Here is a 12,727-nt window from a genome sequence, read left to right on the forward strand (position 1 = left end):
GGGCAAAACAAATGGATAAGATAAAGGTAATGATTGTAGATGATCACGAAATGGTACGGCTGGGCATGAAAACTTATTTGCTGACAGAAGAGCGGATTGACTTTCTTGGAGAAGCAAAAAGTGGAAATGAAGCGGCCCGGCTTGCCAAGCTGTATATGCCCGACGTCATATTAATGGATTTATTGATGGAGGATGGGAATGGCATTGAAGCCACAAGGAAGATCCTATCCTATCATCCTCACTGTAAAATTATCATCCTTACAAGCTACTATGACGATGAAAAGGTGTTTCCTGCCATTGAGGCAGGTGCTCATAGTTACTTATTGAAGACAGCAAGTGCAGAAGAAGTAACCGCGGCGGTTTATAAGGCGGTTAAGGGTGAATCGGTCATAGCGTCCAAAGTTGCCGATAAGATGCTGAACCGATTCCGTCCCCAGGAAAGAAAGGCTCATGAAGAGTTGACGACAAGGGAAATGGATGTGTTGAAATGCTTGGGTGAGGGGCTGACGAATCAGGAAATTTCCGAAGAGTTATTTATCGGGATCAAGACCGTCAAGACCCATGTGAGTAATATTTTGAGTAAGCTTGGGGTCGCGGACCGGACCCAGGCAGCCATTTATGCCAATCGAAATGGGATCTTGCATAAAGCCGAAAGGAAAGAGTAGAGAAGGTATATGAAAGGATGAAAGCAGAATGGGCTTAGTCAAAAGGAATGAAGTCATTCCCCTTGACTAAGCCCATTCTGCAAAAAGCGATAATGATGATTAAAAAATGACCGGCTTCGTTAATTTCAATCGTGATGATAGCAGGGAATCCGTTGAAGAAATAGAAGCAAATTCATGGTGTAGATTTGCCAGGGACAGTCCATGAACAATTTCAGCGGAATATAGGGAACCGTCAAACGAATAGGTTTCAAAGCATGCAGTGGCATCATAAGGGACCGTCACTTCATATCCCAGATCCGCGGCCATACGGACAGTAGTGGATATACCGTGATTCGTTGTGAACCCCATGACAACAAGGGATGTATATTTTTCCCGTTTTAGATATAAATCCAGATCTGTATCGATGAAAGCGCTATTAGCATGCTTAATGATGTGTTTTTCCTTTTGTACAGGACGGAAAGACTCTATAAAATCAAAACCTCTTGAACTTGAATGCAGTGGTGATTCCATATCGAAAGATGAATGTTGTACGTGTACAACAGGCCAGGCTTTTTCTCTCCAACCGTGCAAAAGCTGGTAAGCGTTCTTTTCCATACGGGGATTATTCCGCTTTCCCAGTGAAGAATCATTATATGCCTTTTGGAAATCAATCAGAATCAAACATGTTTCACTCATCGGAACTCCTCTCCTTTCATTCAGGATGTCTGTAACCAATACGATTAAGTATACTGTTAATAATTTGTAATTATGTATGTACACCTTCACTGTAATTGTAAAGATTGAAAAGAATAAAGCTGCCTGAGTTTAGGCAGCTTTTCTTCAGGATTGACCCGAAACGTAGTATTTACTTACATAGGATGCACGTGGGAAGATATCCTTTTGATTATCGATTCCTTCTTCAGTGCCCCTCTTTGCATGGGCCTTCTCGTATTGCTTGGATTCCTGCCAGCCCAGGAAGCTCCGTTCATCGTCCCAAAGGGTCATGATCACATATGTATCGTTGTCCAGTGGTCTAAGGACCCGAATCGCGGTAAAACCTGGCACATCTTCAATCAAACCGGCACGGTTTTTAAAGCGGTATTCAAAAAGCGGCCTGCCTTCGTCTGATACGGGGATGTTGTTGAAGACCACGTATCCTTTACTTTCAAGTTCACCTGATTGATCGACAATCTCATAGCTGCGGGGAGATTCAAAGACACTTTCGCCGCTTGTTTCATGTAAAAGCAGTGCATCTTCGCCCTGCATCAAAAGCATTTTTTCACCCGCATGCTGATCCATTATTTTCTGTAAGAAATCATGTGTTCCTGTCGTCATATATAGCTTCATCCAAATCACCTCAATAAAGTAGTCACTTCTACTATACTCTTCCCTTTTCTTTCACTCTTGTAACATGAATGATGGATATTTTTTCACCACCCCTCAAAAATCGGCAAATTTATGACATTTTCCCTTGAAAACTATACAATTCTCCCTAAAACGTCTATAGTTTAAAAGGGTTACAATCTGTACGTTCATATTTAACAAACTTTGAATTTGCTAAAGGCTCTGTCAATCAGAGTGTGGTAGATGGTGAGGGGAACCGCTTCGCTTTCCGGCGGACGAACGGCCGAGCCTCCTCAGCTGTCGCTTCCGGGGTCTCGGCACGCCCGTTTTCCGCAGGAGCTATTCCTGTGAGGTGAGAATTCATCTATTGCATAAAAAAAGACCCTCCGTTATGATGCAGGTGCTAACCAATCGCTCATAACTAAGGAGGATCTTCACATGCATGATAATCGAAATCAACGTATTAATCAAATTTCTGAAACTACACTGGTTGTTGGTATTGACATAGCGAAGCGGAATCATTACGCCTGTGCCGTAGATGAGCGTGGACGTGAACTCAAGAAAAGCTTTGTCATTCGCCAATCCCTTCAAGGATTTGAAAGCTTTTACGCTACTATCCTAAAGCTAATAAGTATTCATAATAAAAAGGAAGTCATCATTGGTTTTGAGCCTACCGGCCATTACTGGATGAATCTCGCAGCTTTTCTAACAGATCATGGCATTCCATATGTCCTTGTCAATCCTCTTCACGTTAAACAAACCAAAGAGCTAGACGATAACCTACAGAGTAAAAATGATCTGAAAGATGCCCGGGTCATCGCAAAAATGATGCCACAAGGATATTACAGTATGCCAAGGGAAATGACTCAAATCGATTCTGAACTTCGTCGGGGGACGGCCTATCGAGTCCGTTTAAAAGAAGAATCGGCCTCTATTCAAAACCGCATCCGACGATGGATCGACCTTTACTTCCCTGAGTTCGCTTCCGTCATCAAAGGTCTTGGAAAACAGGCTCAAGCTATCTTAAAATATGCCCCTTTACCAGAAGATCTTGTGATCTTCTCGCCTGAAGAGCTGATTGACTTTCTTCAGACAAAGGGTGTTCGCTATCTGTCAAAGAATAAAGTAGAGCGACTCCTTCAAGTGGCAGAGCAGTCTATAGGATTGAAAGACAGTCCTGAAATGGCACGCATGGAAATCAGAATGTTGCTTGACCAGTTATTCATGTATGAATCACAGATCCAAGAGCTTACTGAAAACCTTGTCACCCTTGCCCGCCAATTGCCTGACTTTGATTACCTAACATCGATTCCCGGAATTAGTGAAACAACCGTATTGGAGCTACTCTCCGAGACAGGTTCACTCAAACGTTACAAGGATCCACGCCAATTATTTAAACTCGCGGGATTAACACTGGTAACGAATTCTTCTGGTGAATCAAAGGGTAGAAAAAGAATATCTAAGCGAGGGCGAAGAAGGCTTCGAGCTTTATTGTACAAAGCAGTGTTCCCTTTACTACACTCAAACTCGGCGTTTCGAGCACTTTATGACTACTACAGCAATGATCGCGAGAAACCAGTAACGAAAAAAGAAGCACTTGTGATTCTGTGTCGTAAATTACTTCAAATTTGTCACGGACTCAGCCATTATGAAACGACCTTTGATTTAGAGCGCATGATGCGAGATATGCCTTTCCTCTCTCATCTCAAAGCAGCCTAACTATTTGAATTAGAACGTAGTTCTTCTACAACCCAGACACTGAGAAGCCGGCCCATACACGACTTTCGACGATCTACTGATCAGTCCATGCAGGAGCATACGCTGGCCTCTGCGTTAGGGAAAGACCCAACGAAGGAATGTAGGCACTCGATGCCAGGAGATATGGGAGGGTAAGTCTACCTAAACAAGCAGAGATCAAAAGTGCCCATCACTGAATATAAGGGAGACCCTTCCAGTCTCTTAACGCAACGCGTAAGCGTAAATCCCTTTATTTTGAACAAATAAGAAAAAAAGGGAATGCGTTTATCTAATATGATATTTAAAAAATTTTTAAAAGAGAATAAACCGGTTGTAAGCCCTGATATAATAACCTTTCCCGAGGGAGTCTACGCAGTTCCCCTCACCATCTTAATCGCGAAAGACTTGACAGAGCCTTATAAATGACACGACAGTCAAAAAAGTATGTCTACTAAATTATTTGGAAATGACAATAAGGAATAAATTGGTTTTGTTAAATTGGTCAAAGAATTGTTTTTAGTTTGAAGTAAAAAACGATATTTAGAAAGTTGATTGAAGCGGAAGGTGCTCGACTCCTGCGGGAAATGCGTGAAAGTTGAGACCCCACAGGGCTTTAGCCCGAGGAGGCTCAACTCACGCCCCGCGGAAAGCGAGCACCTGCAGCGGAAATCAACCACTACTCGCTTCATTAACAGCAACAACGTTTGAACATACAGCTAATAGAAATGGCAATTTTAGAATCTACTCAAATTAGTTTACAATAGGGTTAATGGAGTTACATAGAAAGGTGGACGAACAAAGGTATGAAACAGATGAATGATACTTTTTTACGAGCGGCAAGGGGAGAGGAAACGGATTATACTCCGGTTTGGTATATGAGACAAGCGGGTCGTTCACAGCCTGAATACAGGAAGATCAAGGAGAAATATTCTCTTTTTGAAATCACGCACCAGCCTGAACTCTGTGCATATGTAACAAGGCTGCCTGTGGAACAATATGACGTCGATGCAGCAATCCTTTACAAGGATATCATGTCCCCACTTCCTTCGATTGGAGTGGATGTCGAGATCAAATCAGGCATCGGTCCTGTGATCGATAATCCCATCCGTACGACTGCGGATGTTGAAAAGCTTGGGGAAATCAATCCTGAACAGGATGTTCCTTACGTATTGGACACAATCAAATTACTGACACAGGAACAATTATCGGTTCCATTGATCGGCTTTGCCGGTGCTCCGTTTACAATGGCAAGCTATATGATTGAAGGTGGTCCTTCTAAAAACTATAATAAAACAAAAGCGTTCATGTATGCAGAACCGCAAGCCTGGTTTGCTTTAATGGATAAATTGGCAGCGATGACAATCACCTACGGAAAAGCCCAAATCAAAGCAGGGGCGTCTGCCTTCCAAATATTCGATTCCTGGGTAGGTGCATTGAATGTACAGGATTATCGCACATTCATCAAGCCGGTCATGGAAAGAATCTTTAATGAACTGAAGGAAGAGGATGTACCATTGATCATGTTTGGTGTCGGAGCAAGCCACCTTGCAAATGAATGGCATGATCTCCCTATCGATGTAGTCGGACTTGATTGGAGATTGCCGATCAAGGAAGCAAGGGAAAGGGGCATCTCCAAAACGGTGATGGGTAACCTGGATCCTGCGATCCTGCTGGCACCATGGGACGTAATTGAAGAAAAAGCCAAAGAGATCCTGGATCAAGGGAAGGACCTGAGTCACATCTTCAACCTCGGACATGGGGTATTCCCTCAAGTCAATCCAGACACATTAAAACGATTAGCAGCCTTTGTGCATGAATACAGTGCCAGGTAGAGAACATTCATACATCTTTATAAATGGATTCTATGAAAGAAACATGGCACAATAATGGAATGTATGAAACTGACAATGAGGTGAAATGGGATGTCAAAGAAGAAAATGGGTCTATTGGTGATGGCCTATGGTACACCATATAAAGAAGAAGATCTGGAACGCTACTATACACATATCCGACATGGAAGAGTCCCTTCCAGTGAACTTTTGGATGACTTGCGGGGACGTTACGAGGCAATCGGGGGGATTTCCCCACTGGCTAAGATCACCCTTGATCAGGCGAAAAGCCTGGAAGAACGTTTAAATGCGGTTCAAGACAATATTGAATTTAAAATGTATCTTGGATTAAAGCATATTGAACCGTTCGTAGAAGATGCAGTCGAACAAATGCACAATGACGGCATTGAAGAAGCGGTTTCCATCGTACTCGCCCCTCATTTTTCAACGTTCAGCGTCAAATCGTACAATGGACGTGCGAAAGAAACAGCGGAAAAGCTTGGCGGTCCAACGATCACATCGATCGAAAGCTGGTATGAGGAACCTAAATTCATTCAGTACTGGGTAGACCGGGTGAAGGAGACCTTTGCAAACATGAGTGATGAAGAGCGTAATAAAGCGGTCCTCATTGTTTCTGCTCACAGCCTTCCCGAACGCATTCTGCAGTCCGGAGATCCTTATCCAAAGCAATTGGAGGAAACGGCGAAGATGATCGCAGATGGAGCCGGAGTCACGGAATATGCCGTAGGATGGCAAAGTGAAGGGAACACTCCTGACCCATGGATCGGTCCTGACGTCCAGGATCTGACAAGGGATCTTCACAAGGAAAAGGGCTACACTACTTTTGTTTATACGCCGGTAGGGTTTGTGGCTGATCACCTTGAAGTACTTTATGATAATGATTATGAATGCAAAGTCGTAACAGATGATATCGGAGCTTCTTACTATCGTCCGGAAATGCCGAACGCCAAACCGGAATTCATTGATGCCATGGCAGATGTCGTGTTAAAACACCTTAAAAAATAGTTTCCCGTTTTTGGCTGTACACCGAAGGACTGAAGCGAGTGGGTTCACTCTCAAGCGCTTTAGTCCTTATCTATTATTGGATATGAAGATATTTTGTTAAAGAAGGCGATGAACGTGTTGGAACAACAAAACAAAAAGATTGTAGTCGTAGGTGGAGGGATCACTGGTTTAACCACAGCCTACTATCTGCAACAGAAAATCAAGGAAGAACATCTCCCCATCGAAGTAAAACTGGTAGAAGCCACCCACCGATTGGGCGGGAAGGTTCAAACCCTCAAAAAAGACGGCTATATCATCGAGAAGGGTCCGGATTCTTGTTTATCCAGCAAAACGGAAATCTCCCGTTTAGCGGAAAAACTGGGTATGGAGGACAAGCTCGTCCGAAATAAGAAAGGCACGTCCTACTGTATAGCCGGTGGTGAACTCTATCCGATTCCCGGGGGATCCATCGTAGGGATTCCAACCCAAATCGCCCCTTTCATCACAACAAGTTTATTTTCACTATCAGGAAAAATGAGGGCTGCAGCGGATTTTATCCTTCCGCGTTCCCAGGAAAGAGAAGATCAGTCATTGGGGAAATTCTTCAGGAGAAGGATGGGGGATGAAGTGGTTGACCATTTGATCGAACCGCTCTTAACGGGCATATTCGCCGGGGATATCGATCAATTAAGCTTAATGTCTACATTTCCGCAACTCTATGAATTAGAACAGAAACATCGCAGTTTAATAGCCGGCATCAAGAAGAGCGGACAAGCGGGAGAATCGAACGAAGAAGGGAACTTCCTGACTTTTACAGGGGGTCTTCAATCCTTGATCGATGCCATGGAAGCAGGCTTGGAACCAAATACCGCTTACAAAAGCATGAAGGTAACCAACATAGAAAAAGAGACCAGCGGTGATTATACAGTCACGTTCACGAACGGTGATCAAATGGAGGCAGACAGCGTCATCGTCACGACTCCCCATCACGTATTGCAATCCATGTTCCCCTCCTATCCATTCTTACATTTCTTAAAGGAGATGCCAGCTACTTCAGTGGCGACGGTGGCAATGGGGTTCTCACAAGAGGCCATAAAAAAAGATATCGCCGGGACCGAGTTCCTGGTCTCCAGAAATAGCGATTACTCCCTGACTGCGGGAACGTGGACACATAAAAAATGGCCGCACACGGCTCCGGAAGGAAAGGCATTATTGCGTTGCTACCTGGGCAAGTCCGGTGACGAAACCATCGTGGATTTATCCGATGACCACATCGAGCAGATCGTGCTCGATGATTTGAGTAAGATCATGGAAATTGATGGTCCCCCTGATTTCACGATTGTCTCACGATATAAAAATTCAATGCCTCAATACACGGTGGGGCACAGGGAACGGATTCAACGTATGTATGAGCAAGCAGAGGCTACTTTACCGGGGATATTCATTGCTGGGAGTTCATATGATGGATTGAGTATTCCCGACTGCATCGGGCAGGGGGAGAGGACCGTAGCAAAAGTGTTGGACTACTTGAACTAATTATTTGCGGAAGACTGCCGGGAAACTGGTGGTCTTTTTTTTGAGGGCATGCTGAATATTCTCTAGGCCTCACTTTCCAGATGAAAGAAAGCACCCTCGGGTTGAAGGTGCACCCTACTTCACTACCTGATATCTGGAATGCTGAAGCACCCAATTCTGTGGAAAGGCAGAACCAAGCACCCAGTAGCTCAGCCCCCTTAATCGATAGTCGTTCACCACCATTTGCTTTGCCAGCATGCTTCTTGCATCTTCAAACCAGACCTCGTGCTGCTGTCCGTTCTCATCCCAATACTTGAAGAATGGAGACTGATACTGATCATTATATTGAATGCGGACCCCGTATTTGCTTGCAAGGTCTATGGCAGCCTGAGGAGAGACGGATTTCGCAAAGGTCCCATCCACCCATGGTATTTTCCAGTCACGACCATATAATGGAGCCCCCATGAGGATCTTATTGCGGGGTATGACCGTTACGGCGTAGTCCAGTACTTTTTTTACTTCATTAATGGGTGCGATCGCCCATGGTTTTCCCCCTGCCCATCCCCACTCATAAGTCATAAGGACAACAAAGTCGACAATTTCTCCTTGGGCCTTATAGTCATGGGCCTCGTATAATAGGCCTTTTTGATCTGCCTTGATTTTCGGTGCGAGTGCCGTTGAGACAGAATAGCCTTTTGGTCTTAATGCTGAGACCGTCTTCCTTAAAAAGGAATTATAATTTTCCCGGTCTTCAGGGTAAACGTATTCGAAATCTATGTTCAAGCCCTTATAACCCTTTGCCTCCATTTTTTCCTGAATGGAAGAGATTAACGTATTTTGCAGTGAATCGCTCCTTAAGATTGTGGCGACAAGGTCGGAGTTGAATTTGCCGTCTACATAATTGGTCAGGACCAATAGGGGATCGACTTGTTGGTTATCCGCAGCTGATATCAAACCGGTGTCGTTCAGTTCTGTAATCGTGCCTTCTTTTGTAATGGAATGGGTGAAAGGAGCAAGGTAAGTGAAGTAGCTTCCCAGCCCATTCACTTCGGCCACTCCTTGGCTATCCGTCCTCGTGATGTATGCATTCACCTCAATCACCGGTTTCGTATTCGGGATCCGAATCTGTTGATTGGGGTAGATAAGGGAAGGATTCGAGATGGCATTCGCATTCAAAATCTCTTGCATGGGCACTTTATAATTATAGGAGATGGTATAAAGGGTATCGCCTGTTCGAACCCTGTGAATGAAGGCGGGCATGACAATCAACTGACCGATAAATAGTGTGGAGGGGTCAGAAATTTGATTGAATGTCTGTAGTTCATTGAAATCCATTTGATACTGTTGACTGATCTTATACAACGTATCACCTGGCTGAACGATATATTCTTTTAAAGGTTCCGGGATGAGAAGACTTTGTCCGATAACGAGTATATTGGGATTCTTTAATTGATTTCCATAAGCGATCTGGTTCACCTCAACCCCGTACTTTGATGCGATCGACCAGAGTGAATCCCCGCTTTTCACTACGTAAATATTCATATGACACCTCCTGAACGGTCTTATACCTATAGCCTATTCAACAGGGCTTATTCGATATGAAAGAACGGGGATAAAGAAATTGAAAAATATCACTTGTGTAATGATCGAAGATGTGATAAATTTATCATTGTTAACAAAATGACTAAATTACAAATATAGTCAAACGGTCAAATGGAAGGAGTGAGTTCATGGCGATTGATCGAAGGAAACAGATCCTCGAGGCGGCTACCAATTCTTTTTCCTTGTTTGGGTATAAAGCCACGACGATGGATCAAGTAGCTAAAATAGCGAATGTGGGAAAAGGAACGATTTATACGTTCTTTAAGAATAAGGAAGAATTATTCGACGAGATTGTTTCATCGTTAATTAATGAAATGACCTTTGAAGCAGAAGAAGTGATTGATCCGGAAGCTACATTTTCTGAAAATGTCCACCGCGCGTTGTTTCGTCTTCTCGAATTTCGCAAAGAGCATAAGCTGACGATCAAGTTATATCAGGAAGCCCGTGAAATGGGAACGCCTGCTGTATCCGAGGTCATTGACCGCATGGAAAAAGTGGTCATAGAATTTTTGAGTCGCCGAATAGAAAAGGCCATTTCCTCAGGAGCTATTAAGCCCTGCAACCCGGAAATGACAGCATTCGTCCTATTGAAGCTATACGTTTCATTGATCTTCGATTGGGAACGTGCACATGGTCCACTTGATAAAGATGAAATAGCCAATCTGTTTGAGCTATATATCATTAAAGGGTTATCAAATTGATAGTCCTTCATTTTTAGGGAAAAATGACCAATCGAATGAAATAGTCATTTATTTTTTACCTTTAAATGACCGTTTGGGTTTATTGGTCAATAGTTCAAATCATTTGAATAACAATAGGAGGATAATATGAAGAAATCATTTATTGGTTCAGAATTCAAAGCGATTTTTCGCAACAAGAAGCTGCTCATTCCAATACTAGCCGTGCTCTTTATTCCTGTACTGTACAGCGGCATGTTCCTTTGGGCATTCTGGGATCCATACGAGCAGCTTTCAGATCTTCCTGTAGCTGTTGTGAACAGTGACCAGGGAGCAGAGTTTGACGGCAAGGAGTTGCATATTGGATCGGAGCTTGTTGATAAGCTGAAGGATAGCGATCAGTTCGATTTTCATTTTGTGGATAAAAAAGAAGGGTACAAGAATCTGGAGAAACAAGACTACTATATGCTTGTAGAAATTCCAGAGAATTTCTCTGAAAACGGTACAACATTGTTAGAGGATAATCCTCAAAAGCTTTCGCTGAAATATGTACCGAATGAGAGCTTTAACTTCTTATCTGCTCAAATCGGGGATACGGCCATGAAAGAGATCAAAGCGAGTCTTTCTAAATCCGTTTCAGAAACGTATGCCGAAACCATGTTTGATAAGATTCAGGAAATGGGAGATGGTTTCAAGACCGCCAGCGATAAAGCGGGCGAAATCAATAGCGGGGCCATTGATCTCTCTCAAGGTGCCAAGAAGCTAAAAGACAATTTAGCAGTCCTTGCTGAAAAGAACGTCGAGATGACAGACGGGGTGGCCAAAACCCGTGCAGGTGCCGAGAAACTGGCTAAAGGTTCTCAGGAACTATCTGACGGTGTCGGTATCATGACGGATAAATCACAGCAACTATATAAAGGGACACAGGATGTTCAAACCGGGTTGAATTCTCTTGCTGCCGGAATCGATAAAAGCAAGGCAGGTTTGGAACAGGTGGACGCCGGGCTTGATAGTGCTGTGGACAATACGGCTAAATTGCAGGCCGGATCTAAATACCTTGCCGATCAGATCGGTGCCTTAAAAGGCGGAGCCGACAGTGCTCAAGCCGGTGCTCAGGCAATTGGAGCAGGTGCCACTAAGCTTGAGAATGAATTGGCTCCATACATGGGTAGCCTGCCTGAAGAAAAGCAGGCTGAACTAAAGGCTGCGATCAGTCAAATCAAGCAGGGAGCATCTGGTCTTGAAACAGGTACAGGTAAATTAAGCACTGGAATTACTGGATTACAAGGCGGAGCAACTGACTTAGCAACTAATATCGGTAAATTAAATGAAGGTCAAAAGAAACTACAAGGCGGCGTAGGTCAGCTTGTAGCCGGATCAGCTCAACTGGATGAAGGTGCCAATCAACTTGTGGCAGGTCAAAACAAAGTAGTGGAAAACTACGGTTTATTAAATCGGAAACTTGGAGACGTATACCAGGGGACGGTAGGTCTTGCTTCAGGAGCGAATGAACTAAGTTCTGGCCTTAACCGGGTATATGATGGATCCAATCAGCTAGCAGACGGATCCAGGAAACTCGCCGATGGTTCAACTGAGCTCGCAAACGGTTCAACGAAACTATCTGATGGAACAACGGAATACGAATCGAAATTAAAAGATGCAGCAAAAGAAGCCAACAGTGTCAAAGCGGACGACGATACGTATGACATGATGGCAGGTCCAGTCGATGTGAAAAATGAGAAAATCAATCATGTGCCAAACTACGGAACAGGATTTGCTCCTTATTTCTTATCTCTTGGATTATTCGTAGGGGCATTATTAATCTCGATTGTGTATCCACTCCGCGAACCATCCGATCGTCCATCAAGCGGAATGAGCTGGTTCATGGGTAAATTCACAGTGCTTACGACAGTGGGGATCATCCAATCTCTGATCGCAGCAGCGATTTTACTCTTTGGATTGGGGCTTGAAGTGGAAAGTGTACCATTATTCTTACTTTCTACTATTATTACAAGTCTTACGTTCCTGGCATTGATTCAAATGCTGGTTACAATCCTTGGTGATCCTGGACGATTCGTCGCCATCATCATCTTGATTCTGCAATTAACAACGAGTGCCGGTACATTCCCACTAGAATTGATACCGACGGCACTGCAGCCAATTAGTGCACTGTTACCGATGACGTACTCGGTGTCAGCGTTTAAAGCGGTCATTTCAAGCGGGGATTTCGCCTTCATGTGGCAGAATCTATACATCCTGCTGGGGTACTTCATTGTGTTCGTTGCATTGACGGCCGTGTTCTTTGTAGGGCTATTCAAGAAACAATATACAAAATCAGTAGAAGCTTAAGGAAAAAAACGGTAGATGTCACACA

Annotated in this window: 10 protein-coding genes; 7 read left to right on the plus strand and 3 right to left on the minus strand. The window is 43.8% G+C overall.

Annotated elements, in window-relative coordinates; genetic code table 11:
• Positions 1–11 precede the first annotated feature (11 nt).
• On the plus strand, positions 12–665 hold the full coding sequence (locus P8596_RS07895; RefSeq protein WP_224520528.1) for a response regulator transcription factor: 654 nt from the start codon (positions 12–14) through the stop codon (positions 663–665).
• 99 nt (positions 666–764) lie between these two features.
• Here the strand turns inward: P8596_RS07895 and P8596_RS07900 are convergent, their stop codons facing one another.
• Together P8596_RS07900 and P8596_RS07905 are read right to left on the minus strand one after the other, a co-directional pair.
• On the minus strand, positions 765–1,340 hold the full coding sequence (locus tag P8596_RS07900; protein ID WP_224520527.1) for a cysteine hydrolase family protein: 576 nt from the start codon (positions 1,338–1,340) through the stop codon (positions 765–767).
• A 144-nt stretch (positions 1,341–1,484) separates the two neighbouring features.
• Positions 1,485–1,991, minus strand: coding sequence for an antibiotic biosynthesis monooxygenase family protein (locus P8596_RS07905; protein ID WP_279726546.1), 507 nt, complete (start codon positions 1,989–1,991; stop codon positions 1,485–1,487).
• A gap of 435 nt (positions 1,992–2,426) precedes the next feature.
• Here P8596_RS07905 and P8596_RS07910 point away from each other — a divergent pair, with 435 nt between their 5' ends.
• From P8596_RS07910 to hemY, 4 genes are all read left to right on the plus strand, one after another.
• Positions 2,427–3,707 carry an IS110 family RNA-guided transposase gene (locus tag P8596_RS07910; RefSeq protein WP_279724108.1) on the plus strand — a complete coding sequence of 427 codons (1,281 nt, stop codon included), beginning with the start codon at positions 2,427–2,429 and terminating at the stop codon, positions 3,705–3,707.
• An 821-nt stretch (positions 3,708–4,528) separates the two neighbouring features.
• Positions 4,529–5,557, plus strand: a complete 1,029-nt coding sequence (gene hemE, locus P8596_RS07915; RefSeq protein ID WP_279726547.1) for a uroporphyrinogen decarboxylase — start codon at positions 4,529–4,531, stop codon at positions 5,555–5,557.
• Positions 5,558–5,647: 90 nt separating this feature from the next.
• Positions 5,648–6,580, plus strand: coding sequence for a ferrochelatase (hemH, locus tag P8596_RS07920; protein ID WP_034763325.1), 933 nt, complete (start codon positions 5,648–5,650; stop codon positions 6,578–6,580).
• 117 nt (positions 6,581–6,697) lie between these two features.
• A complete protein-coding gene (gene hemY / locus P8596_RS07925) occupies positions 6,698–8,095 on the plus strand; it encodes a protoporphyrinogen oxidase (protein WP_224521121.1) in 1,398 nt (465 codons plus the stop codon).
• Between the two features lie 114 nt (positions 8,096–8,209).
• Here the strand turns inward: hemY and P8596_RS07930 are convergent, their stop codons facing one another.
• Positions 8,210–9,616: a LysM peptidoglycan-binding domain-containing protein gene (locus P8596_RS07930; RefSeq protein WP_279726549.1), complete on the minus strand. Its 1,407-nt coding sequence runs from the start codon at positions 9,614–9,616 to the stop codon at positions 8,210–8,212.
• Between the two features lie 188 nt (positions 9,617–9,804).
• Here P8596_RS07930 and P8596_RS07935 point away from each other — a divergent pair, with 188 nt between their 5' ends.
• Both P8596_RS07935 and P8596_RS07940 read left to right on the plus strand, forming a co-directional pair.
• Positions 9,805–10,377 carry a TetR/AcrR family transcriptional regulator gene (locus P8596_RS07935; protein ID WP_034763328.1) on the plus strand — a complete coding sequence of 191 codons (573 nt, stop codon included), beginning with the start codon at positions 9,805–9,807 and terminating at the stop codon, positions 10,375–10,377.
• A 126-nt stretch (positions 10,378–10,503) separates the two neighbouring features.
• The gene (locus tag P8596_RS07940; protein ID WP_279726551.1) at positions 10,504–12,702 is read left to right on the plus strand and encodes a YhgE/Pip family protein; all 2,199 of its coding nucleotides are present in this window, start codon (positions 10,504–10,506) and stop codon (positions 12,700–12,702) included.
• The last annotated feature ends 25 nt before the right edge of the window (positions 12,703–12,727 follow it).

This window comes from Rossellomorea sp. DA94, assembly GCF_029834455.1.
In the GTDB taxonomy this organism is placed as follows: domain Bacteria; phylum Bacillota; class Bacilli; order Bacillales; family Bacillaceae_B; genus Rossellomorea; species Rossellomorea vietnamensis.